This window comes from Rhizobium sp. G187, from assembly GCF_051549525.1.
GTDB lineage: Bacteria > Pseudomonadota > Alphaproteobacteria > Rhizobiales > Rhizobiaceae > Allorhizobium.
In genome coordinates, this window is sequence record NZ_JBPUGM010000003.1 from 215,244 (window position 1) to 237,057 (window position 21,814).

21 protein-coding genes are annotated in these 21,814 nt (G+C 61.4%); 16 read left to right on the top strand and 5 right to left on the bottom strand.

Annotated elements, in window-relative coordinates; translation table 11 throughout:
* The first annotated feature begins 224 nt into the window (after positions 1 to 224).
* Both ACSV9I_RS10200 and ACSV9I_RS10205 read left to right on the top strand, forming a co-directional pair.
* Positions 225 to 1,010, top strand: a complete 786-nt coding sequence (locus ACSV9I_RS10200) for a ThuA domain-containing protein (RefSeq protein ID WP_438328758.1) — start codon at positions 225 to 227, stop codon at positions 1,008 to 1,010.
* A complete protein-coding gene (locus tag ACSV9I_RS10205; protein WP_438328759.1) occupies positions 1,007 to 2,065 on the top strand; it encodes a Gfo/Idh/MocA family protein in 1,059 nt (352 codons plus the stop codon). The genes ACSV9I_RS10200 and ACSV9I_RS10205 overlap by 4 nt, the downstream gene beginning before the upstream one ends.
* Before the next feature lie 107 nt (positions 2,066 to 2,172).
* Here the strand turns inward: ACSV9I_RS10205 and iolG are convergent, their stop codons facing one another.
* Positions 2,173 to 3,168 (bottom strand): inositol 2-dehydrogenase, encoded by a 996-nt coding sequence (iolG, locus tag ACSV9I_RS10210; RefSeq protein ID WP_438328761.1) that lies wholly within the window; start codon positions 3,166 to 3,168, stop codon positions 2,173 to 2,175.
* A gap of 174 nt (positions 3,169 to 3,342) precedes the next feature.
* Between iolG and ACSV9I_RS10215 the strand changes: the two genes are divergently transcribed.
* The 7 genes from ACSV9I_RS10215 to ACSV9I_RS10245 all read left to right on the top strand — a co-directional run bounded on the left by ACSV9I_RS10215 (position 3,343) and on the right by ACSV9I_RS10245 (position 10,803).
* Positions 3,343 to 4,161, top strand: a complete 819-nt coding sequence (locus ACSV9I_RS10215) for a MurR/RpiR family transcriptional regulator (protein WP_438328762.1) — start codon at positions 3,343 to 3,345, stop codon at positions 4,159 to 4,161.
* A gap of 120 nt (positions 4,162 to 4,281) precedes the next feature.
* Positions 4,282 to 6,222 carry a bifunctional 5-dehydro-2-deoxygluconokinase/5-dehydro-2-deoxyphosphogluconate aldolase gene (locus ACSV9I_RS10220; RefSeq protein WP_438328763.1) on the top strand — a complete coding sequence of 647 codons (1,941 nt, stop codon included), beginning with the start codon at positions 4,282 to 4,284 and terminating at the stop codon, positions 6,220 to 6,222.
* Positions 6,219 to 8,039, top strand: coding sequence for a 3D-(3,5/4)-trihydroxycyclohexane-1,2-dione acylhydrolase (decyclizing) (gene iolD, locus ACSV9I_RS10225; RefSeq protein ID WP_438328764.1), 1,821 nt, complete (start codon positions 6,219 to 6,221; stop codon positions 8,037 to 8,039). Before ACSV9I_RS10220 ends, iolD begins: the two co-directional genes overlap by 4 nt.
* A 2-nt stretch (positions 8,040 to 8,041) precedes the next feature.
* A complete protein-coding gene (gene iolE / locus ACSV9I_RS10230) occupies positions 8,042 to 8,935 on the top strand; it encodes a myo-inosose-2 dehydratase (protein ID WP_438328765.1) in 894 nt (297 codons plus the stop codon).
* A 104-nt stretch (positions 8,936 to 9,039) separates the two neighbouring features.
* Positions 9,040 to 9,306 carry a hypothetical protein gene (locus ACSV9I_RS10235; protein ID WP_438328766.1) on the top strand — a complete coding sequence of 89 codons (267 nt, stop codon included), beginning with the start codon at positions 9,040 to 9,042 and terminating at the stop codon, positions 9,304 to 9,306.
* A 24-nt stretch (positions 9,307 to 9,330) separates the two neighbouring features.
* Positions 9,331 to 10,140, top strand: a complete 810-nt coding sequence (gene iolB, locus ACSV9I_RS10240) for a 5-deoxy-glucuronate isomerase (RefSeq protein WP_438328767.1) — start codon at positions 9,331 to 9,333, stop codon at positions 10,138 to 10,140.
* 132 nt (positions 10,141 to 10,272) lie between these two features.
* Positions 10,273 to 10,803 carry a DUF3833 family protein gene (locus ACSV9I_RS10245; RefSeq protein ID WP_054156955.1) on the top strand — a complete coding sequence of 177 codons (531 nt, stop codon included), beginning with the start codon at positions 10,273 to 10,275 and terminating at the stop codon, positions 10,801 to 10,803.
* A gap of 3 nt (positions 10,804 to 10,806) precedes the next feature.
* Here the strand turns inward: ACSV9I_RS10245 and ACSV9I_RS10250 are convergent, their stop codons facing one another.
* The 3 genes from ACSV9I_RS10250 to ACSV9I_RS10260 are packed head-to-tail and all read right to left on the bottom strand — an operon-like array spanning position 10,807 to position 14,207.
* Positions 10,807 to 12,024 carry a TIGR03862 family flavoprotein gene (locus tag ACSV9I_RS10250; protein ID WP_438328768.1) on the bottom strand — a complete coding sequence of 406 codons (1,218 nt, stop codon included), beginning with the start codon at positions 12,022 to 12,024 and terminating at the stop codon, positions 10,807 to 10,809.
* A gap of 6 nt (positions 12,025 to 12,030) precedes the next feature.
* A complete protein-coding gene (locus ACSV9I_RS10255; protein ID WP_438328769.1) occupies positions 12,031 to 13,206 on the bottom strand; it encodes an aminotransferase in 1,176 nt (391 codons plus the stop codon).
* Between the two features lie 17 nt (positions 13,207 to 13,223).
* Positions 13,224 to 14,207 carry a LysR substrate-binding domain-containing protein gene (locus tag ACSV9I_RS10260; protein ID WP_438328770.1) on the bottom strand — a complete coding sequence of 328 codons (984 nt, stop codon included), beginning with the start codon at positions 14,205 to 14,207 and terminating at the stop codon, positions 13,224 to 13,226.
* 163 nt (positions 14,208 to 14,370) lie between these two features.
* Here ACSV9I_RS10260 and speB point away from each other — a divergent pair, with 163 nt between their 5' ends.
* The 7 genes from speB (at position 14,371) to ACSV9I_RS10295 (ending at position 20,190) form a co-directional block, all read left to right on the top strand.
* Positions 14,371 to 15,426, top strand: a complete 1,056-nt coding sequence (speB, locus tag ACSV9I_RS10265) for an agmatinase (protein WP_054157373.1) — start codon at positions 14,371 to 14,373, stop codon at positions 15,424 to 15,426.
* Positions 15,427 to 15,506: 80 nt separating this feature from the next.
* On the top strand, positions 15,507 to 16,595 hold the full coding sequence (locus tag ACSV9I_RS10270; RefSeq protein ID WP_438328771.1) for an ABC transporter substrate-binding protein: 1,089 nt from the start codon (positions 15,507 to 15,509) through the stop codon (positions 16,593 to 16,595).
* 210 nt (positions 16,596 to 16,805) lie between these two features.
* Positions 16,806 to 17,051 (top strand): type II toxin-antitoxin system Phd/YefM family antitoxin, encoded by a 246-nt coding sequence (locus ACSV9I_RS10275; RefSeq protein ID WP_438328772.1) that lies wholly within the window; start codon positions 16,806 to 16,808, stop codon positions 17,049 to 17,051.
* Positions 17,048 to 17,482: a type II toxin-antitoxin system VapC family toxin gene (locus tag ACSV9I_RS10280; RefSeq protein WP_438328773.1), complete on the top strand. Its 435-nt coding sequence runs from the start codon at positions 17,048 to 17,050 to the stop codon at positions 17,480 to 17,482. The genes ACSV9I_RS10275 and ACSV9I_RS10280 overlap by 4 nt, the downstream gene beginning before the upstream one ends.
* A gap of 25 nt (positions 17,483 to 17,507) precedes the next feature.
* Positions 17,508 to 18,542: an ABC transporter ATP-binding protein gene (locus ACSV9I_RS10285; protein ID WP_438328774.1), complete on the top strand. Its 1,035-nt coding sequence runs from the start codon at positions 17,508 to 17,510 to the stop codon at positions 18,540 to 18,542.
* Positions 18,539 to 19,393 carry an ABC transporter permease gene (locus ACSV9I_RS10290; protein WP_438328775.1) on the top strand — a complete coding sequence of 285 codons (855 nt, stop codon included), beginning with the start codon at positions 18,539 to 18,541 and terminating at the stop codon, positions 19,391 to 19,393. Before ACSV9I_RS10285 ends, ACSV9I_RS10290 begins: the two co-directional genes overlap by 4 nt.
* Positions 19,390 to 20,190, top strand: coding sequence for an ABC transporter permease (locus ACSV9I_RS10295; protein ID WP_438328776.1), 801 nt, complete (start codon positions 19,390 to 19,392; stop codon positions 20,188 to 20,190). Before ACSV9I_RS10290 ends, ACSV9I_RS10295 begins: the two co-directional genes overlap by 4 nt.
* A gap of 9 nt (positions 20,191 to 20,199) precedes the next feature.
* Here the strand turns inward: ACSV9I_RS10295 and ACSV9I_RS10300 are convergent, their stop codons facing one another.
* Positions 20,200 to 21,795, bottom strand: coding sequence for a GMC family oxidoreductase (locus ACSV9I_RS10300; protein WP_438328778.1), 1,596 nt, complete (start codon positions 21,793 to 21,795; stop codon positions 20,200 to 20,202).
* Positions 21,796 to 21,814 lie beyond the last annotated feature (19 nt).

Genomic DNA, 21,814 nt, shown 5'->3' on the forward strand with positions numbered 1-21,814 from the left:
TGCATCCCTCATTCCTGATGGTGTTCATGTGCCTGGATGGAGTGGCGTAGCTTGCTGATATTGCGCTGCGACAGTTTCGCCCGGAGCCTCTTCGAGGGTTTGACAGGTCGGTGGTTTTTTGTCAGCTTGCGCCAGCCAAAGCGCTTTCAAATTTGGAAGCGATGGTGCAGTCGCGTGCCGGAGAATGAGCACAGTATGGAAAATCAAAGTCAGGGAGGCGTCAGATGACGATCCGAACGGTTGTCTGGGGAGAGAATATTCACGAGCGGGAAAACGCCGTCGTGCGCGAGATCTATCCCGAGGGTATGCATTCCACGATTGCTGCAGCGCTCAACAAGGGGGAGGGGATCGAAGCCACGACGGCCACCCTGCAGGAGCCGGAGCATGGCCTCTCAGAGGCGCGGCTTGCCGAGACCGATGTGCTGATCTGGTGGGGCCATAAGGCGCATGGCGAAGTCTCCGACGAGATCGTCGAGCGCGTGGCGAAACGGGTCTGGGAAGGCATGGGGCTCATCGTCCTGCATTCCGGCCATTTCTCCAAGCCTTTCAAACGGCTGATGGGCACGCCCTGCGCGCTGAAATGGCGCGAGGCCGGCGAGCGTGAGCGAATCTGGACGGTCAATCCGGGCCATCCCATTGCAGCCGGTATCCCGGAGAATTTCGTACTTGAAAACGAGGAAATGTACGGCGAGTTCTTCTCCGTTCCCGAACCGCTGGAGACGGTGTTCATCTCCTGGTTTGCCGGCGGTGAGATCTTCCGTTCGGGTCTCACTTGGCGTCGCGGTGCGGGCAATATCTTCTATTTCCGTCCCGGCCATGAAACCTATCCGACCTATCACGATGCGACGGTCCAGCAGGTCATCCGCAATGGCGTGAAGTGGGCCTACAATCCGATGCCGCGCTATTCGGCCGTGCATGAGGCGCCGAATGTTCCGGTTGAAGAGGCGCTGGAGCCGATCACGGAGCGCGGTCCGCGCCTGCATCAGGCCGGGGAGGAAGGCTACAAATGAGCACTGCCCCCATTCGTCTTCTGATCCTCGGGACCGGCGGCATGGCAAACAGCCATGCGATGAATTTCTCGACGATATCGGATGTGCAGCTTGTCGCGGCTGTTGATCTCGACCTGGCGACAGTGCGCGGTTTTGCTGCCCGGCATGGCATCCCCAATACCTTCACGTCGCTCGACGAGGCGATTGCCTGGGGTGAATTCGACGCGGTCACCAATGTCACGCCCGACCGTGTGCATCATCCAACCACGCTGAAGCTGATTGCGGCTGGCAAGCATGTGATGTGCGAGAAGCCGCTGGCCGAGAATTATGCCAAGGCCGATGAAATGGCGACGGCGGCGGAAGCGTCGGGGCTCGTCAACATGGTCAACCTGACATACCGCAATGTGGCGCAGGTGCAGAAGGCCCGCCAGCTGGTCCTGGACGGTGAAATCGGCAAGGTTCGCCACATCGAGGCCTCCTATCTGCAGAGCTGGCTCGTCTCCAAGGCCTGGGGCGACTGGGCAACCGAAAGCCAATGGCTGTGGCGGCTGTCCACCAAGCATGGCTCGAACGGCGTGCTGGGCGATGTCGGCATCCACATCCTCGACTTTGCTGGCTTCGGGGCCGCGACCGATATCGACCATGTCTTTGCACGGCTGAAGACCTTCGAGAAGGCGCCGGGCAATCGGATCGGCGAATACGATCTCGATGCCAATGACAGCTTCACCATGACGGCTGAGTTCACCAATGGCGCGATGGGCGTTGTGCATGCCAGTCGTTGGGCCACGGGACACCTGAATGAGCTGCGGCTCCGGGTGCATGGCGACAAGGGCGCCCTGGAGGTCATCCATACGCTTGAGGATTCCTCCCTCAGAGCCTGCCTGCAGGAGGATGTCGAAAAGGCGGTCTGGCGCGAAATCGAGGTCGATCCGGTCGAAACGAACTATCAGAAGTTCATCGCCGCGATTCGTTCGGGCCATATGCAGGAGCCGAGCTTCCGCCACGCGGCAGACCTGCAGAAGATCCTCGATCTGGCCATGCTGACCGAAGTCGAGCGGCGCGAGCTCGCCGTCTGAGGCCATCCTTGCTGGACCTGTAGCGAAACGGAAAACGCCGCCCGAGGAGGTTCGGGCGGCGTTTCCATTCTGCGCCTCCTTGCGGTGGCGCGGGCCTGTGTTTTTGGTCAGTAGGCGATCGTTACGGCTGATTTGTCCTTGGCGGACTTCACGGCAGCGTCGGCCAGCGCCAGGGCGATCAACCCGTCTTCTGCCGAGGGTGCCATCGGCGTGCCATTGTCGAGTGCGTCGATGAAGGCGGAGATTTCAGCCGCATAAGCCGCCGTGTAGCGGGTCATGAAGAAGTCATGCAGCGGCGGGCGAGTGTAACCGTCCTTGCTGGCGACTTCGATCGAGACCGGGCGCTGGTTTTCAGCAGAAACCGAGCCCAGCGAACCGTGGACTTCAATGCGCTGGTCGTAGCCGTAGGAGGCCCTGCGCGAGTTGGAGATGATCGCCTGGCGGCCACTCTTCGTCGTCAGGATCAGCGAGGCGCTGTCATAGTCACCCAGTTCGCCAATCTTCGGATCCACGAGCACAGAGGCCGAGGCTTGAACGGTCTCGATCTCTTCGCCAAGCAGGAAGCGCGCCATGTCGAAGTCGTGGATGGTCATGTCGCGGAAGATGCCGCCGGAAACCTTGATGTATTCGGCCGGCGGGGCGCCCGGATCGCGGCTGGTGATGGTGACCATCTCGACCTTGCCGATCGTGCCCTTGTCGATTTCCTTGCGGACGGCCTGGAAATGCGGGTCGAAGCGGCGGTTGAAGCCAAGCATGACCTTGCCGCCGACGGCGCGCACCGTTTCGAGGCAGGCCTTGGCGCGGGCAACGTCCAGATCAATCGGCTTTTCGCAGAAGATCGCCTTGCCGGCCTTGGCGAAACGTTCGATCAGGTCGGCATGGGTGTTGGTCGGGGTGCAGATGATGACGGCATCGATGTCCTTGTCGGCTTCGATCTCCTCGATCGTCTTCACCGCGCAGCCTGTCTGGGCCGCAATGGCGTTCGCCGCCTCGGCGAAGGCGTCCGCGACCGCCACGAGCTTGGCGCGCTTGTCCTCCGCGATGGCCTTTGCATGCACCTTGCCGATACGACCTGCGCCGAGAAGCGCCAGTTTCGTGACCATGATCAATCCTCCCTATGCCACCGCCATCGGTGGCCCTCGTTACTGCCGGTCCCAGTTCGGGCCTAGCGACCATTCCATTTCTTGCTGGCAAATGCCGCGATTTGGAATATACGTTCTATTTTGCTAGTCACTGGCAAAGGTGCTGTCAAGTATGGCTGAACACGGGATGACGCGATGAATGATGTTGGCGGGCCACAGACGATCAAGGCCTTCGAGGAGAAATTGCTGGAGGTCTCGACGGCACTGCCGAAGCGCCTGAAACAATGCGCCGACTATGTCGCGGCGAACCGGGATCGCATCGCAGTTTCCACGGTGGCCGAGATGGCAGAAGGGGCAGGCGTCCAGCCGTCGGCCTTCATGCGCTTTTGCCAGATCATGGGCTTTTCCGGCTTTTCCGGCATGCAGAAGCTATTTCGCGAGAGCTATGTTGGCGGCTGGCCGGACTATTCGACACGGCTGGAGCATCTGCGCGAAAAAGCGGAGGGCACGCCATCGGCCCTTTTGGCCGAATTTGTCGAGGCCGGACGGCTTTCGCTTGAAAATCTGGTGAACAGCGTTGATCCCCAGGCCTTGGAAGCCGCCGTTGAGGCCCTGGCCGGTGCGCAGACCATTCACATCATCGGCCTTCGCCGTTCGTTCCCCGTTGCGAGTTATCTGGCCTATGCCTTCGAAAAAATGGGCGTTCCGGCCGTGCTGCACAGCATCGTCGGGCGGCTCGATAATCATCATTCGATCCGGGATGGGGATGCACTGCTTGCGGTGACCTTCTCGCCCTATTCGGCGGAGACCCTGGAGCTCGTGGAGCAGGTATGTGCCCGCGGCATGCCCGTCGTCGCCGTGACCGATACGGTCGTTGGTCCGCTCATGCGCACGGATGCCACCTTGCTTTCGGTTTCGGAAGTCGATTTTGGCGCGTTTCGCTCACTTTCTGCGACGCTTTGCCTCGCCATCACACTGGCAGTCGCGGTGGGTACAAAGCGGCAGGAAGATTGAACATCCGTATTGAAATCCTCAAAAATAGAATTTATAGTCCATTTTGATGATGGCCGTTCCAAATGTTGCGAGCGGTCGCGAGGCGGGGCGGGAGACCTCGTATTGTAGGGAGGAATAGACTTGGCTTCGCTCGATCTGATCACGATCGGTCGTTCATCTGTGGACCTTTACGGGGCTCAGGTTGGTGGACGGCTGGAGGATATGGCCTCCTTTAACAAATATATTGGCGGCTCGCCGACGAACATCGCCGCGGGCACAGCCCGGCTCGGCCTCAAGTCGGCGCTGATCACGCGTGTTGGCGACGAGCATATGGGTCGCTTCATTCGCGAACAGCTGGTCCGCGAAGGGGTCGATGTGCGCGGCGTCAAGACGGACAAGGAGCGCCTAACGGCACTGGTCCTGCTCGGCATTCGCGACGAACACCAGTTTCCGTTGATCTTCTATCGCGAGAACTGTGCTGACATGGCGTTGTCGGAAGACGATATCGACCCGGATTTCGTCGCCGAGGCGCGCTGCGTTTGTGCGACCGGTACACATCTTTCCCATCCGCGCACGGAGCAGGCCGTGCTGAAGGCGCTGGAAATTGCTCGCCAGTCCGGTGGTCTGACCGCGCTCGATATCGACTACCGCCCGAACCTCTGGGGTTTGGCTGGTCATGGCGATGGCGAAAGCCGGTTTGTCGAGTCAGCCAAGGTCACGGCCAAGCTGCAGTCGACGCTCCATCTGTTCAACCTGATCGTCGGTACCGAAGAAGAATTCCATATCGCCGGTGGCTCAACCAATACGATCGAGGCCCTGCGTGCCGTTCGTCAGGTCTCGCCGGCCACGCTGGTCTGCAAACGCGGGCCGATGGGCGCGGTCGTGTTCGAAGATGCCATTCCCGACAGTCTCGATGACGGCCAGACCGGCGAAGGGTTCCCGATCGAGGTGTTCAACGTGCTTGGCGCTGGCGACGGCTTCATGTCCGGTCTGCTGAAGGGCTGGCTGACTGGCGAAGACTGGCCGACGAGCCTCAAATTTGCCAATGCCTGCGGCGCCTTTGCCGTCTCGCGCCACGGCTGCACACCCGCCTATCCAAGCTGGGAAGAGCTGCAATATTTCTTCCGCACCGGGATCAAGAACAAGGCGCTGCGCAAGGACGAGGCGCTGGAGCAGGTGCACTGGTCGACCAACCGCAAGGGTGACTGGTCGACCATGCGGGTTTTCGCCTTTGACCATCGCATGCAGCTTGAAGCCATGGCGAAGGAAGCCGGCGTTTCCGACGACCGGATCGGTGATTTCAAGAACCTCTGCCTCGACGCGGCACTCGGTGTTTCGGCGGGGCAACCGGGTTATGGTCTGCTTTGCGACAGCCGGGTCGGGCGCGATGCGCTTTACCGCGCCGCCGGAACGGGCCTCTGGATCGGACGTCCGGTCGAATGGCCGGGATCGCGGCCCCTGACGCTGGAGCCGGAGATCGGTCCTGATTTCGGCGGGCTGGTCGAGTGGCCGCTCGAACATGTCGTCAAGGTTCTATGCTTCTACCATCCGGACGATACGGCCGAGATGAAAGCGGAGCAGGAAAAGACGGTACAGCGTCTTTTCCATGCGGCACGTCGCAATCGTCTGGAATTCCTGCTGGAGGTCATCCCGTCCAAGGTCGGCGCTTGCGACGACGAGACGACCGCCAAGATCATCGAACGGTTCTACGAAATCGGCGTCTATCCCGACTGGTGGAAGCTGGAGCCGATGAAGACAACGGCGTCCTGGGCCAATGCTTGCGCCGCAATTGAACGCAACGACCAGCATACGCGTGGCATCGTGGTGCTCGGCCTCGACGCACCGCAGGCAGAGCTGGAAGAGAGCTTCCAGCTTGCGGCCGGCTTCGATCTGGTGAAGGGTTTTGCGGTGGGGCGGACGATCTTCGCCGATGCCGCGCGCAAGTGGCTGAGCGGCACCATCAGTGATGCCGAAGCGGTGGAGGATATGGCGGCACGCTACCGGAGCCTCTGTGCCATCTGGGATGAGGCGCGGGCAAAGGCGCAAGCGAGGGCGGTTGCCGCCGAGGGAGAGAGAGCATGAAAACGATCCGGTTGACCGCCGCTCAGGCGATGGTGCGGTACCTCGCCAATCAGTTCAACGAGGATGGCGAGACCTATATCTCGGGTGTCTGGGCGATCTTCGGCCACGGCAATGTGGCCGGCATCGGGGAAGCGCTGCATGGCATTCGCCATGAGCTGCCGACCTATCGCGGCCAGAACGAGCAGTCGATGGCGCATGCGGCAATCGCCTATGCCAAGCAGTTGCGCCGCCGCCGCGCCATGGCGGTGACATCGTCCATCGGCCCGGGCGCACTCAACATGGTGACTGCGGCAGCGCTTGCCCATGTCAACCGTCTGCCGGTTCTGTTCATCCCCGGCGATGTGTTTGCCAATCGCGGCCCCGATCCGGTCCTGCAGCAGATCGAGGATTTCGGCGACGGCACGATGTCGGTGAATGACTGCTTCAAGCCTGTTTCCCGCTACTTCGATCGGATCACCCGCCCGGAACAGTTGCTCACCGCCTTGCCGCGCGCCTTTCGCACGATGACGGATCCTGCCGATTGCGGTCCGGTGACGCTGGCCTTCTGCCAGGATGTGCAGGCAGAAGCCTATGACTATCCTGAGAGTTTCTTTGCAAAGAAGGTCTGGCGCTTTCGCCGTCCGGAACCGGATGTCGGTGAATTCGAGGCGGCCGTCGCGGCACTCAAGGCTGCCAAGAACCCGGTCATCGTGGCCGGTGGCGGTGTGCATTTTTCGGGCGCCACAGAGACACTGAAGGCCTTCGTCGAGAAACATCAGGTCCCCGTCGTCGAGACACAGGCGGGCAAGTCGGCGCTTGCCTGGGATCACAGCCTGAATTTTGGTCCGGTCGGTGTGACCGGGGCGGAGAGCGCCAACATCGTTTCAGAAAACGCCGATCTGGTGATCGGTGTCGGCACGCGTTTCCAGGACTTCACCACCGGTTCCTGGGCGCTGTTCAAGAACCCCAATCGCCGCATCCTGGCGCTCAATGTTCAAGCCTATGACAGCGCCAAGCATGATGCGATCCCGCTGACATCAGATGCAAAGGTCGGTCTCGAAAAGCTCTCGGCGGCGCTTGGCGCGCACGCCTATGCCGCCCCCGATGCGGCCCTCAAGGCCGCGTGGTTCGCCAAGGCCGATGCGGTTACGGATGCGCCACAGGATTCGAATTCACTGCCAACGGACATGCAGGTGATCGGCGCCGTTCAACGCGCCTCGCGCGACAACACCGTCGTCATGTGCGCCGCCGGCACCATGCCGGGCGAACTGCATCAGTTGTGGAAGTCGAAACTGCCGCTTTCCTACCACATGGAATACGGCTTCTCCTGCATGGGCTACGAGGTTGCCGGTGGTCTCGGCATCAAGATGGCGGAGCCTGATCGCGATGTCATCGTCATGGTCGGCGACGGCTCGTACATGATGATGAATTCGGAACTCGCCACCGCCGTCGGCATGGGTGTGAAGATCACGCTCGTGATCACCGATAACAGGGGTTACGGTTGCATCAACCGGCTGCAGATGGGGACCGGTGGCGCCGAGTTTAACAACCTCTATGCGCATTCCAACGTCAATCCGATTGCCATCGATTTCGTTGCCCACACTGCTGCGATGGGCGCACGTTCCACGAAGGTGTCGAGCATTGCGGAACTCGAAGCGGCGCTCGACGCTGCCCGCGAAGCGACTGAAACCACGGTCATCGTCATTGATACCGACCCTTATCCGACGACCGGTGCCGGCGGCTACTGGTGGGATGTCGCGGTGCCGGAAGTCTCGGTCCGCAGCGAAGTGAATGATGCCCGCGCCCGCTATGAGGCAGCTCTCAAGGAAAGAAACTGAACATGATCCTTTTCGGAACCAACCCGATTGCCTGGTCGAACGATGACGATCGCACCCTCGGCGCGCATATCAGCCTCGAACAGTGCCTGGACGAAACCGCCAAGATCGGTTTCGACGGCATCGAGAAGGGCCACAAGCTGCCGACCGACCCGGCGGGTCTCAAGTCGGTGCTTGAGCCGCGCGGCCTGAAGTTCGTCTCCGGCTGGCATTCGCTGAACCTTCTGACCAATACGATCGAGGAAGAAAAGGCCGCCATGCAGCCCTTCCTCGACGTGCTGAAGGCGATGGGCTGCAAGGTCATCATCGTCTGCGAAACCTCCAACGCCATCCATGGCGCAGATGATACGGCACTTGCCGATCGTCCGGTGCTTGCGGAGGCTGACTGGGCGAAGTTTGGCGCGGGCGTCGAGGCGTTGGCCGAATTCTCGGCAGCCCAAGGCATTTCGCTCGTCTACCACCACCACATGGGAACGGTTGTCGAGACCGAGGCCGAGATCGACAAGCTGATGGAGCACACGGGCCCGCATGCCAAGCTGCTGCTCGATACCGGCCATTGCTATTTCGGCGGCGGCAACCCGGAAGCGGTCGCACGCAAGTACATGGGCCGCGTCGGGCATATTCATGCCAAGAACGTGCGTCCGGTGATCGCCGATCAGGTTCGCCAGGAAAAGCTGTCCTTCCTCGAAGGTGTGCGCCGGGGCGTGTTCACGGTTCCCGGTGACAGCGAAGGCGGCGTGAATTTTACGCCGGTGCTGAAGATCGCTGCCGAGCACGGCTATCAGGGCTGGGTGGTCATCGAAGCCGAGCAGGATCCTGACGTGCGCAATCCGTTCGAGTATCAGAGCCTCGGTCTGAAGTCGCTCAAGGGCTTCGCCAAGGACGCCGGCCTGATTTGAATTGCAGCCGGGGCGGGGACTTCTCTCCGCCCCGTGTTTTGACAGCGCACGGATTTGGGCTCTATTGCAGGCGACCCATTCACAAGACTGCCGGGAGCGAAGCCTTGAAATTCCAGATCCTCGATCCGACCCATCCCTTCTTCAAGCCACTCTGGATTCGCATCCTTTGCACCGTTTTTCCACTGGCCTGGGCTGGGGTGGAATTTTCGAACGGGGCCACCGGCTGGGCGATGATCTTTGTAGTTACCGGCCTCTATGCCGGTTACGAATTGCTGTTCATGTATGACCACACAATCAGGAAGGCCGAAGCCAAGGCGGAGGCCGAACGGGTGCGGATTGCTGCCGAAGCCGAAAGGCCTGATGGCGAGTAAGCGCCGAATTTTGGGAGACGAGGAATGACCGATCTGTTGCGCAAGCCTTCGGGCACATCCGGCAAGGTGCATGACATTACGCCCGCGGATGCCGGTTGGGGCTATGTCGGCTTCGGCCTCTACCGTCTGAAGGCGGGCGAAAGCGCTGCCGAGCAGACCGGTGAAACGGAAGTCATTCTGGTGCTTGTCGAGGGCAAGGCTGAGATCTCCGGTGGTGGCAAGAACTTCGGCGCGCTTGGCGACCGCATGTCGGTCTTCGAGAAGACGCCGCCGCATTGCGTTTATGTGCCGGCTGGCAGCGACTGGTCAGCCACGGCGACAACAGACTGCGTGCTGGCAATCTGCACGGCGCCTGCCATGCCAGGTCGCGAGGCGCAGCAGATCGGGCCTGAAGGTATTTCGCTCGTTGATCGCGGCAAGGGTGCCAATACCCGGCATATCTATCCGATTGCCATGGAAGACCGCGATGTTGCCGACAGCCTGCTGGTGACGGAAGTCTTCACGCCGTCAGGCAACTGGTCATCCTATCCGCCGCATCGGCATGACGAGGACAATTTCCCCGAGATGACCTATCTCGAGGAGAGTTATTACCACCGCCTGAACCCCGCCCAGGGCTTCGGTTTCCAGCGCGTCTTCACCGAGGATGGCTCGCTGGACGAGACCATGGCCGTTTCCGATGGTGATGTGGTGCTGGTGCCGAAGGGGCATCATCCCTGCGGCGTGCCGCATGGCTATGAGATGTATTATCTCAACGTCATGGCGGGCCCCTTGCGCAAATGGCGTTTCCAGAACCACCCGGACCACGACTGGATCTATAAGCGCGACAATTCTTGAGCCAGGCGGGTTGAAAAGCACCGTGAAGGCGGTCTTCGCCTTCACGAAAGCGTTTCCCGGGCCAATGCCAGATCCGGCGGGCCATCCTCTCCGTACTAGGTGCACAACTGCGCCAATGATGGAGATGTATCCATGCCAAAGATCAGTTTTGCCCTGGTCGGGCTTGCCCTCAGCCTACTGCCCGCGACCGGACAGGCGGCCGAGAAATTCACCTTTGAAGACTATTTCACCGGTCGAACGGAAGCGGTCGGCTCGTTCCGTGCGATCAATGGCGTGAAGCGCAGCTTCACGGTCGATCTCACCGGAAAGTGGGATGGCAAGACGCTGACGCTGCGCGAAGACTTCGTTTTCGACGACGGGACCAAGGATCGCAAGACCTGGCGGTTCACCAAGACCAGCCCGACCACCTATAGCGGCACCCGCGAAGACGTGATCGGCGAAACCAAGGTGACGCTGAACGGGCCGGTCGCCCGCTTCAATTACCTCGTCTATCTGAGCCCGGAAACGCAGGGCAACAAGGTACATTTCTGGGATAAGATGGTTTTGCGGGAGGATGGCACCGTGCTGAACACGGCATTGGTCACCAAGTTCGGCATTCCGGTTGCCAAGACCACGGTCGAATTCCGCAAGCCGGGGTCGTCGCACAAGACTGCCAGCCGCTGAGGCTCAAGCCTCTCCGGCTGCCAGCCAGCGGTCGATGCCATTGGCGGCAGCTATGCCGGTGGCAAAGCAGGCCGTGAGCAGATAGCCGCCTGTCGGTGCTTCCCAGTCGAGCATCTCGCCAGCGACAAAGGTGCCGGGTCGTGATGTCAGCATGAACTGCGCATCAAGAGCGTCCAAACAAACACCGCCTGCCGTCGAGATTGCCTCGGCAATCGGACGCGGGCGGTGGACTGCGAGCGGTAAAGCCTTGATGAGGTTTGCGAGTGCGCTGGCGTCGAGATGACTGGCCTCCGGGATGACTTCGCGCAGCAGTGCGATCTTTACACCATCGAGATTGGCGGCCTTTTTCAATCGTGTCGAAAGACTCGCCTTGCGATCCTGGCGGGCGAGATCCGTCGCCAGTCTCTCTGCCGTGCGTCCGGGCGTCAGATCAAGCGACAAGGCGGCATGGCCATCCCGGTCAAGCGCATCTCTGAGTGCTGCAGAATGGGCATAGATCAGGCTGCCTTCTATGCCGCCGCGGCTGATGACGAATTCGCCCTGGGTGGTGCCCGCGGCCGATGTGGCTTTTACGGATTTTACCGGTTGGCCGGAAAAGCGGCTGTTGAAATTTTCTGAAAAATCGCAGTCGAAGCCGCAATTGGCGGGGCGCAAGGGGGTAATCGCAATGCCCTCGGCTTCCAGCCATGGAACCCAGGCGGCATCCGAGCCCAGCTTCGGCCAGCTTGCGCCACCAAGTGCCAGCAGCGTCGCATCTGGCGTGACGTGCTTTATCCCTTCCGATGTCTCGAAACGCAGTGCGTTTCCGTCAAATCCGGTCCAGCGATGGCGGGTCAGGATGGTCACGCCCAGATCCTCCAGCCGTTTCAGCCAGGCGCGTAGCAAGGGCGAGGCCTTCATCGCGACTGGAAAGATGCGGCCGGAGGAGCCGACAAAGGTTTCCGTGCCGAGCCCTGCGGCCCAGCTGCGGATCGCGTCCGGCGTCATCAGGTCAAGCACCGGACGCAGCCGATCGTTCGCTGCGCCATAGCGGGTGACAAAGCGGGCATAATCCTCGGCATGGCTAATGTTCAGGCCAGACTTTCCAGCCAGCATGAACTTCCGCCCGACCGTCGGCATGGCGTCGTAGACGGTGACGGCGTGACCCTGTCCGGCCAGATGCTCCGCCGCCATCAGCCCTGCTGGGCCGCCGCCGATGACTGCCACGTTTCGTCGTGCCATGATCCGTCAGCCCATCGAGAAGGTCGAGAGGCGGGCAACAAGACCGGCGATGGTTTCGCTGTCGGCATTGGCGAAGGCGAAGCGCAGATAGTCTTGCTGGTCGTCGCCAAAATAGGCGCCGGGGATGCAGAGCACGCCGGCCTTCTTGGCGAGACGTTCGGCAACTTCTGCCGAATCCTTCCCCGGGAACGGATGTCGGATGAAAGCGAAATAGGCGCCGAGCGAGGCCATGTTCCAGGCCGGAAGTTCAGTCATCACCTGCCTCAGCGTATCGGCGCGCTTGAGGATTTCGATGCGGTTCTGCTCGCGCCAGTCCCTGAGCGCCGGAATGGCCTTGGCGACGGCCGCCTGGGGCGCGCGGGGCGCGCAGATCTGCAGATTGTCCATGACCTTGGCGATTTCCGATACGGCTTTCGGGCCAGCCGTGATCGCGCCCAGCCGATGCCCCGGAATGCAGAAGGATTTCGAGAAGGAATAGAGGAGGATCAGATTGTCCTCCCAGCCGGGGATAGACAGGAGATCATGCGGGCGATCAGTGCCAGGCAGGAAGTCGCGATAGGTCTCGTCCAGGATCAGGAATGCCCCAGCCCGGCGGCAGGCTTCGAAGGCCTGATGCAACAGGGTTGCGGGATAAATCGCGCCAGTCGGGTTGTTCGGCGAGACCAGCGCCACGGCCTTTACGCCTTTGGCCAGTGCGGCCTCGATGCCTTCAATTTCGGGCACAAAGCCAGACGCTGCATCGAGCGGGATCAGTTCACGACGGATGCCGAGCATGGCAAGCGTTGTTTCCTGGTTGAAGTAATAGGGGTCCGTCAGCGCAATTGCATCGCCGTTCCCGGCGATCGCCATGGCAGCCGCCATGAAAGCCTGGTTGCAGCCGGCGGTGATGTGAATATTCTCGGCGCTCACCGCTGCGCCATAAACCTGCGATACCTCGGTGGCATAGGCCTCGCGCAGCGGCGTTTCCCCTTCGATTGGGCCGTAACCCGCATTCGCCCGGGCCGACGCTGCCTCGGCGAGCCAGGCGAAGAGGTCCGGATGCGGGGGGTAGCCGGGAACGGCCTGGCTGAGATCGATCATCGGGCCGGCCGAGCCGCTGTAAGCGCGTGCCCAGGCAAAGACCGAGGGAACAGGCGGGGCGGAAAGCTCGGCAACGAGCGGGTTGAAGCGGGCGGCTGTCATGACGAAATCCTTAGATGTTATTCGCCCTCGTCCACGGGCGAGGTTGTGCTGTTCGTGTTGCGCCGGCGGGGCGATGGCAGGCTACGGCTCCGGCTGGCAGGACGCGGCTGAGCCGCGCGTTCGGCCTCAATCGTCTCGAACATCCAGTCGATGAAGACCTTGGCAATAGGGGCTGCGCGAACATCATTGCGGGCAGCGACATAGAAGGCATCGGGTGCGGGAACCGCGAGATCGAAGGGCATTATCAGCTCGCCGGCAGCGATCAGGCTCGATGCTGTAATGCTGTCACCGAGTGCTACGCCTTGGCCGTGGCGAGCGGCTTCGGTGGAGAGCCGTGCATCGCCCATGAAGTGCTCGCGCGCCTTTGGCATATCCAGTTGGTCGGCTGCGGCGAGCCAGCTGTACCATTCGCGTCCGTCATCGCCATGCAAGAGTACATGCTCGCGCAGGTCCCGGATGGACCGCAGCGGACGGCTATTGAGCAATGTCGGGCTGACGACGGGGAAGAGTTCGAACGTACTCCATAGCCGCGTCCAGCAATCCTTCCAACCGCCGGAGCCGTAAAGGACAGCCACGTCAATATCCGGCGAATAGATCAGGTTGGGCTCATTGCTGGAGGTGAGCGTCAGGCTGATCTCGGGATAGCGGTCAACAAAGGAGCCAAGGCGGGGCACAAGCCAGAGCGAGAGGAGGGCAGGGACGCAGGAAATGCGCAGATTGCCGCTGGTGGACGGCCGGTTCATCAGTGCGGTAGCGGCCGCGATCCCATCAAAAGCCTGAGTGACGGCTGGCAGAAGCAGTGCCCCTTGCGGCGTGAGCTTCAGTCGCTTGCCGCCACGTTCGAAGAGCGCCGTCTTCAGCGTCTCTTCCAGGCTCTTGATCTGGTGCGAAATGGCGCCGTGGGTCACGCTCAGTTCCCGCGCTGCCGCCGAGATCGAGCCACGCCGGGCGGCCGCCTCGAAGGCGCGCAAGGGGTTGAGTGGAGGCAGGCGGCTTGCCATTGAGGACTTTAGCTCCGTGAAAATTTCTCACATCGATTGCTATAACATCGTGAATTGATTTTCCAAGTCCATTGCGGATTAATGCTCGCAATAAAGGCAGACAGGGCGTGTGCTGAAAAAATATACGATGTTTTCGACATCGTTCATGAACTGGGAACGAGACATGACCTTCGACGAAAAGCGTCTGGCGGCGTTGCGCGAGAAATACGGAAACGACAAAGCCGGCGAGATCTTCGACCCGAAGTTCGCCAAAGTCGGCGAAAAGATCTTTTCGAACGGCACTCGGGCTGCCCCTTATGCCGGCGTGCCGACCTTCGTGTCTGCCCCTTATCGTCAGGTGGACCAGCGCAATCCTGACGTCAGCGATCTCGACGTTGCGATTGTCGGCGTTCCCATGGATCTCGGCGTCACCAACCGGCCGGGCTCGCGTTTTGGGCCTCGCGCCTTGCGGGCGATCGATCGCATCGGTCCCTATAACCATGTGCTCGAATGCGCGCCGGTCTTCGATCTCAAGGTTGCCGATATCGGCGACGTACCGTTTTCCAGCCGCTACCGGTTGGAGATGAGCCATGACGATATCGAGGCTTATCACACGAAGCTGGTGAGCCAGGGTGTGCTGCCGCTTTCTGTTGGTGGAGACCATTCGATCACCCATCCGATCATGAAGGCGATTGCGAAGACGCATGGCCCCGTCGGCATGATCCATATCGACGCCCATTGCGACACCGGCGGTGCCTTCGACCAGACGAAGTTCCACCACGGCGGCCCGTTCCGCAATGCGGTGCTCGACGGCGTGCTCGACCCTGTCCGGACGATCCAGATCGGCATTCGCGGACCCGCCGAATATCTCTGGGAATTCTCCTACGAGTCCGGCATGACCGTCATTCATGCCGAGGAGATCAACGGTCTCGGCATTGCCGCCATCATCGAAAAGGCGAAGGCTGTGATCGGCGACGGCCCGACCTATCTCTCCTTCGACATCGACAGTCTCGATCCGAGCGTGGCCCCCGGCACGGGGACACCTGAAGTCGGTGGTCTGACCTCGCGCGAGGCATTGGAACTCATTCGCGGCTTCAAGGGTGTGAACCTTGTTGGCGGCGATGTGGTCGAGGTCGCGCCGCAATATGACGCGAACCACAACACGGCGCATGTCGGCGCACAAATCCTCTTCGAAATCCTCAGCCTGATGGTCTACAGTCCAGCGATCAAGGCACGCTGAGGAAACCCAAGGGGCCGGAATGACCGGCCTGGCATCACAACAAGGGCGAAACGGCCCGATCACAACAAGGGAACAGGACCATGAAAGACATTCTCTCCACTTCCATCAGCCGCCGCAGCGTGCTGGCCGGTTCGGTCGCCGCTGCCGGCGCGCTCGCCATGCCGTCGATCCTGCGCGCCCAGGACAAGTCGATCAAGATCGGCGTCTATGGCGGCTACTTCAAGGATTCGTTCGACAAGAACATCTTCCCTGAGTTCACCAAGGCGACCGGCATTGCCGTTGAGTCCATCGCCGAACCGACCGGTGAGGCCTGGCTCGTGCAGCTCGAGCAGGCCGCCAAGGCCGGTCAGGCGCCGGCCGACCTTTCGATGATGTCGCAGGTTGCGATGCTGAAGGGCCAGGCGACCGAACTCTGGGCGCCGATCGATATGGCGAAGATCAAGAACGCCCCGGGCCTGATCGACCGCTTCGTCAACAAGTACCCGGATGGTCGCGTTGCCGGCGTCGGTGCCGTGGCCTGGTACATCACACTTGTCACCAATACCGATGTCTACAAGGAAGCACCAACCTCCTGGAACGCGCTTTGGGATCCGGCGAATGAGGACAAGCTCGGCCTGCTGGCCCTGGTTTCCAACTCCTTCCTGCTGGAAGTGACGGCCAAGACCCATTTTGGCGGTACCAATGCGCTCGACACCGAAGAGGGCATCCTCAAGGTCCTGGAGAAACTTGCCGAAGTGAAGCCGAATGTCCGTCTCTGGTATCGTGATGAGGCGCAGTTCGAGCAGTCGCTGAAGTCGGGCGAAATTCCGATGGGTCAGTATTACCATGACGTTACGGGCCTTGCCGCTGCCGACGGCCAGCCGGTTCGTTCGACTTTCCCGAAGGAAGGCGGCATTCAGGATTCGGGTTGCTGGGCGCTGTCTCGCGCTTCGACCAAGTCTGAAGAAGCGCATGTGTTCATCGACTACATGTGCCAGCCGTCGATCCAGGCGACCCTGTCGCGCAAGGTCGGTACGGCGCCTACGGTCAAGCGCGAACTGCTTGATCTGACGGCGGAAGAATTCGCGTCCGTTTCCTCGGATATCGAGCCGATCACGCCGCGCTATGACCTCTACCAGACCAAGTCGGACTGGCTGAACCAGAAGTGGACCGAGCTGATCGTCGGTTGATCGTGACGGGGCAGGGTCCTGCCCCTCATCCGCCTGCCGGCACCTTCTCCCCGCACGCGGGGAGAAGGAGATGAGCGGTTCGCTCTGCGCCTACTTCTCCTCTCCCCGCTTGCGGGGAGAGGGTAGGGCGAGGGGCGTTCACGGCAGGATTTTGCGGCATCTTCACGCCCGTGATAGGATCATCGAAGGCATCTCAGCGGAGACAATCTCATGGCAACGGTCAGCGTGCGCGATGTGAATACCGATCTTTCCGAACTGGTGGACGAGGTGATCAAGGGCGGCAGCGTGACGATAACGCGAGATGGCAAGCCCGTGGCGACGCTGGTGGCGGTTGAAAGTGACGAAACGCAGGGCCAATCGCGGAGACCCAATCTGGTCGATTTCCTGAAAACTTTCCCTGAACCCGGAATGGTCTTTGAACGAAATCCTTCGCCGAGCCGGGACGTGGATCTTTGAAGGGATATCTGCTCGATACCAATGCAGTCTCGTTGCTTTACAACGGAAGAGCCTCTGAAGCGTTCGAAGACTGGTTGCGGCAGCGCTTTGGGGAGAAATCTCTTTATTTATCGACGATCACTGTCCTTGAAATACAGAAGGGCGCAACGAAGCTCGAACTGGTCAAGAATGGTAATCCCGCTCGGGCGCGGCAATTGCACCTCTGGCTGCAAAGGCTCATCGAGCATTATGCGGACAGCATTCTGGTCGTTGATACCGAAACGGCGCTTGCCGCCGGAACTCTTGATGGGGCAATGCGTGCACGCGGTCACAACGGCCAGCTCGCTGACATCCTGATCGCCGCAACCGCAAAAACCCACGGCCTCACAGTCGTGACCGCCAATATCCGAGACTTCGAGCCTTTGGGTGTCGATTGTCTCGCACCATTTTGAACAACACTCGTCTGATTGGATGCCTATGTCCGGCCTCGCCCTCAACTCTATCACCAAGCAGTTCGGCCCGTTCACGGCGGTGGACAATGTCGAGCTTTCCGTGCCGCATGGCACTTTCGTCTGCCTGCTTGGCCCCTCCGGCTGTGGCAAGACCACGCTGCTTCGAATGATTGCCGGTCTCGACAGCCCGACAGGCGGCGCGATCGTGCTTGACGGGCAAGACATCACCCAGGTGCCGACGCACAAGCGTGAACTCGGCATGGTCTTCCAGTCGCTGGCGCTTTTTCCGCATCTGACCGTCGGCGAGAACATCGCCTATCCCTTGCGCATCCGTGGCATCGGTCGCGAGGAGCAAGTGAAGCGGGTGGATGAGCTGCTCTCGATGATCCACCTCACCGGCTATGCCGACCGTCCGGTGCACAAGCTCTCCGGCGGCCAGCGCCAGCGCGTGGCGATTGCGCGGGCGCTTGCGATTTCCCCGAAACTCTTCCTGCTCGATGAGCCGCTGTCGGCGCTTGATGCCAAGCTGCGCGAGGCGATGCAGGTGGAGTTGCGCAAACTGCAGCAGCAGCTTGGCATCACGACCATCGTCGTGACCCACGATCAGCGCGAGGCGATGACCATGGCCGATACGGTCGTCGTGATGAGCGGCGGCAAGATCCGCCAGGCGGCAAGCCCCATCGAGATCTATCGCAAGCCGGCCGACCGTTTCGTGGCCGACTTTATCGGCTCGACCAACCTCCTGCCGCTGACGGCGCAGGGCGGTTCCACGCTGGTTCTCGGCCAGACTGTCGCCGGCATATCGGCTCCATCCGGTTCGGCGCAGGCCAGCCTCTCGGTTCGGCCCGAGGACGTCAAGCTCGCAGCCCCCGGCGAAGGCCGGATCACCGGCAAGGTTACCTTCATCCGCGATCTCGGCGGTACGATCGAAACCTTCCTCGATGTATCCGGCACCGAAGTCGTCGCCGTCTCGACGCCACGCGAGCGGCCGGTCGTGACCGTCGGACAGGATGTCGGCATCGTCATCGATCCCGAAACCGCCGTGGTGCTTTCCGCATGAGACGCGAGCCCCCCAAAACCGCGCTCGACTATGCACCGCTCGCCTTTCCGGCGGGCATGCTGATCCTGTTCTTCGTCGTGCCTTTCGCGACGATGATCGCCGTCTCTTTCTTCAAGCGGGATCCGACCGGCTTCTATTCGCCGGATTTCGTCTTCGACAATTATGCCCGGTTTCTCAGCGTCTTCTTCGGTGGCGTGCTCGGCTTTTCGCTGATGCTGGCGATTGCGGTTGCCGTGGTCTGCGTGACGCTGGCGCTACCGTTTACCTATCTGCTGGCGCGCATGTCACGCAAACCGCAGGTGCTGTGGCTGGTCGCGCTCCTCTCCATCCTGTCGCTCTCGGAAGTCATCATCGGCTTTGCCTGGTCAACGCTGTTTTCGCGCACCGCCGGCATCACCAACCTGCTGGTCATGATCGGGCTCATGGAAAAGCCGGTGGCGCTGATGCCGAATTTTGGTGCGGTTCTGACCGGCATGGCCTATCAGGCGCTGCCCTACACGGTGCTGGTACTTTATCCCGCGCTCGTCCGGCTTGATCCAACGCTGACGGAAGCCGCCCGCACGCTCGGCGCTTCGCCGATCAAGGCCTTCTTCACGGTGGTCGTCCCCGCCCTGAGAAACACGCTAATTGCTACGCTGATCATGGTGTTCATCTTTGCGCTTGGCTCTTACCTTCTGCCGCAGATCCTCGGTCGACCCTCGCACTGGACGCTTTCGGTGCTGATTACCGACCAGGCGATCTACCAGTCCAACATGCCGTTCGCCGCCGCCATGGCCGTGTTCCTCGTGCTCGTCACGCTTGGCATGGTGGCGCTGACGCTGCTCATTGGTCGCAAGGGAGAGGCAGCATGAACAAGGCCCTGACCCGTCTCTACTTTACCCTGATCGGCATTTTCCTTGCTGCGCCCATCGTGGTCGTCGCAGGGGTCTCGGTGAATGCCAAGCAGAGCCTGAACTTTCCGCCGCAGGGCTTTGCGCTCTCGTGGTATGGCGCGATCTTCACCGATCCCGGCTGGCGTGCGGCCTTCTTCGCCTCGGTCATCCTGGCGCTTTGTGCGGCGGCTCTTGCGGTCGCCATTGCCCTGCCGCTCGCCTGGTTCCTCTGGCGGCGCCTCGCCCCCTGGGCGCAGGTCTTCCAGCTGCTGGGCATCGCGCCCTTCACGCTGCCGCCGGTCATCACGGCGCTGGGCCTGCTCACCTTCTGGGCCGCGACCGGCTTCTATGGCCAACCCTGGACGGCCGTGATCAGCCACGCGATCTTCTTCGTCACGCTGCCCCTAGTGACGCTGTCGCTCGGTTTCTCGGCGATCGACCGCTCGCTGGTCGAGGCAGCCGCCACCATGGGCGCCGATGACCGGACGATCTTCCGCACCGTCGTGCTGCCGCTCATCGCGCCCTACCTCGTCTCCGGCTATGCCTTCGCCTTCGTGCTCTCGCTCAACGAATACATCGTCGCCTACATGACGGTCGGTTTCGTGATGGAGACGCTGCCGATCAAGATCTTCAATGCGCTGCGTTACGGCTATACGCCGGTCATGGCTTCGGTGACGATCCTGTTCGTGGCCGTGGCCGCCACGGTGTTCGGTCTCGTCGCCCGCTTCGGCGATCTGCCGAAACTGCTCGGGGCGAATGCCGACGACCGCAGCTAATGAATGGCGTCAGCGGTGATCTTCGAGGATCATTGCTGCCGCCTTTTCGGCAATCATCAGGGCCGGGGAGTTGGTGTTGCCCGAGGTGATGGTCGGCATGACCGAGGCATCGGCGATGCGCAGGCCCTTCAGGGCCCGCACCCGCAGGCGCGGATCGACCACGCTGTCCGGATCCGCCCCCATGCGGCAGGTGCCGACGGGATGGAAGATGGTCGTGCCGATGTCGCCGGCGGCTTTCTCCAGATCGGCATCGCTTTCGAGTGCTGATCCCGGCCGATATTCCTCCGGTTGATACCGGGCAAAGGCGGGCTGGGCGGCGATGCGACGCGTCAGCCGGATCGAACGGACGGCGACCTCGCGGTCGCCAGGTGTCGAGAGGTAGTTCGGCGCGATCTTCGGTTGGGCGGCGAAGTCCGGTCCCAATATGTGCACTGAGCCCCGGCTTTCGGGTCTGAGATTGCAGACGCTCGCCGTCATCGCGGGGAAGGGGTGGACGGGGTCGCCGAACTTGTCGAGCGAGACCGGCTGGACATGATATTCGAGGTCGGCGGCTTCCTTGTCCGGGCCGGAGCGGGTGAAGATGCCGAGCTGGCTCGGCGCCATGGACATCGGGCCAGAGCGACGGAGCGCATATTCCAGCCCGATCATCGCCTTGCCGAGGAGGCTCGACGCACGCTCGTTGAGCGTCGGCACGCCCTTGACCTTGAAGACGAGGCGGAGCTGAAGGTGGTCCTGCAGGTTTTCGCCGACGGCTGGCACTTCGCGCACCGTTTCTATCCCGGCATTCTGCAGGACGTCACCGCGGCCAATGCCGGAGAGTTCCAGGATCTGCGGCGAGCCGATCGCGCCGGCTGAGAGCACGACCTCGCGGCGGGCGGCGAAGCGTTTCAGCGCGCCGTCGTGATGCACTTCGGCGCCGGTTACGCGGTCGCCTTCGATGGTCAGCCGCTTCACATGGGCGCGCGTGAGGATCGTCAGGTTCTTCCGGTGACGGATCGGCTTCAGAAATGCCTTCGCCGTGTTCCAGCGGATCCCGGAGCGCTGGTTGACCTCGAAGAAGCCGGAGCCTTCGTTGTCGCCGCGATTGAAGTCGTCCGTTTCCGGGATGCCAGCCTGTTTGGCCGCCTCGCGAAACGCTTCCAGCACATCCCAGCGAAGCCTGGCCTTTTCCACGCGCCATTCGCCGCCTGAACCATGCTTGTCGTCGGCACCCTTGTGGAAGTCTTCGGTCTTTTTGAAGAGCGGCAGCACGTCATCCCAGCCCCAGCCTTCACAGCCCATCTGGCGCCATTGGTCGTAGTCGCGGGCCTGGCCGCGCATATAGATCATGCCGTTGATCGAGGAGCAGCCGCCCAGCACCTTGCCTCTGGGATAGCCGATGGCGCGACCGTTCAGGCCCGGCTCGGCCTCTGTCTTAAAACACCAGTCGGTGCGCGGATTGTTGATGCAGTAGAGATAACCGACCGGAATATGGATCCAGTGATAGTTGTCGCTGCCGCCGGCTTCGAGCAGAAGCACACGCCGAGACGGATCGGCGGAGAGCCGGTTGGCCAGCAGGCAGCCGGCAGTGCCGGCGCCGATGACGATGTAATCGTAGGTCTCCATGCTCCTCCCCGAGCCGTCA

What these genes read in the sequence shown, in the direction of transcription:
- speB (WP_054157373.1), top strand. Translation starts at nt 14,371, where the DNA reads ATGACCTTCGACGAAAAGCGTCTGGCGGCGTTGCGCGAGAAATACGGA.
- ACSV9I_RS10270 (WP_438328771.1), top strand. Translation starts at nt 15,507, where the DNA reads ATGAAAGACATTCTCTCCACTTCCATCAGCCGCCGCAGCGTGCTGGCC.
- ACSV9I_RS10275 (WP_438328772.1), top strand. Translation starts at nt 16,806, where the DNA reads ATGGCAACGGTCAGCGTGCGCGATGTGAATACCGATCTTTCCGAACTG.
- ACSV9I_RS10200 (WP_438328758.1), top strand. Translation starts at nt 225, where the DNA reads ATGACGATCCGAACGGTTGTCTGGGGAGAGAATATTCACGAGCGGGAA.
- ACSV9I_RS10215 (WP_438328762.1), top strand. Translation starts at nt 3,343, where the DNA reads ATGAATGATGTTGGCGGGCCACAGACGATCAAGGCCTTCGAGGAGAAA.
- ACSV9I_RS10300 (WP_438328778.1), bottom strand. Translation starts at nt 21,795, where the DNA reads ATGGAGACCTACGATTACATCGTCATCGGCGCCGGCACTGCCGGCTGC.
- ACSV9I_RS10250 (WP_438328768.1), bottom strand. Translation starts at nt 12,024, where the DNA reads ATGGCACGACGAAACGTGGCAGTCATCGGCGGCGGCCCAGCAGGGCTG.
- ACSV9I_RS10205 (WP_438328759.1), top strand. Translation starts at nt 1,007, where the DNA reads ATGAGCACTGCCCCCATTCGTCTTCTGATCCTCGGGACCGGCGGCATG.
- ACSV9I_RS10245 (WP_054156955.1), top strand. Translation starts at nt 10,273, where the DNA reads ATGCCAAAGATCAGTTTTGCCCTGGTCGGGCTTGCCCTCAGCCTACTG.
- ACSV9I_RS10260 (WP_438328770.1), bottom strand. Translation starts at nt 14,207, where the DNA reads ATGGCAAGCCGCCTGCCTCCACTCAACCCCTTGCGCGCCTTCGAGGCG.
- iolB (WP_438328767.1), top strand. Translation starts at nt 9,331, where the DNA reads ATGACCGATCTGTTGCGCAAGCCTTCGGGCACATCCGGCAAGGTGCAT.
- ACSV9I_RS10295 (WP_438328776.1), top strand. Translation starts at nt 19,390, where the DNA reads ATGAACAAGGCCCTGACCCGTCTCTACTTTACCCTGATCGGCATTTTC.
- iolE (WP_438328765.1), top strand. Translation starts at nt 8,042, where the DNA reads ATGATCCTTTTCGGAACCAACCCGATTGCCTGGTCGAACGATGACGAT.
- ACSV9I_RS10290 (WP_438328775.1), top strand. Translation starts at nt 18,539, where the DNA reads ATGAGACGCGAGCCCCCCAAAACCGCGCTCGACTATGCACCGCTCGCC.
- ACSV9I_RS10285 (WP_438328774.1), top strand. Translation starts at nt 17,508, where the DNA reads ATGTCCGGCCTCGCCCTCAACTCTATCACCAAGCAGTTCGGCCCGTTC.
- iolD (WP_438328764.1), top strand. Translation starts at nt 6,219, where the DNA reads ATGAAAACGATCCGGTTGACCGCCGCTCAGGCGATGGTGCGGTACCTC.
- ACSV9I_RS10255 (WP_438328769.1), bottom strand. Translation starts at nt 13,206, where the DNA reads ATGACAGCCGCCCGCTTCAACCCGCTCGTTGCCGAGCTTTCCGCCCCG.
- iolG (WP_438328761.1), bottom strand. Translation starts at nt 3,168, where the DNA reads ATGGTCACGAAACTGGCGCTTCTCGGCGCAGGTCGTATCGGCAAGGTG.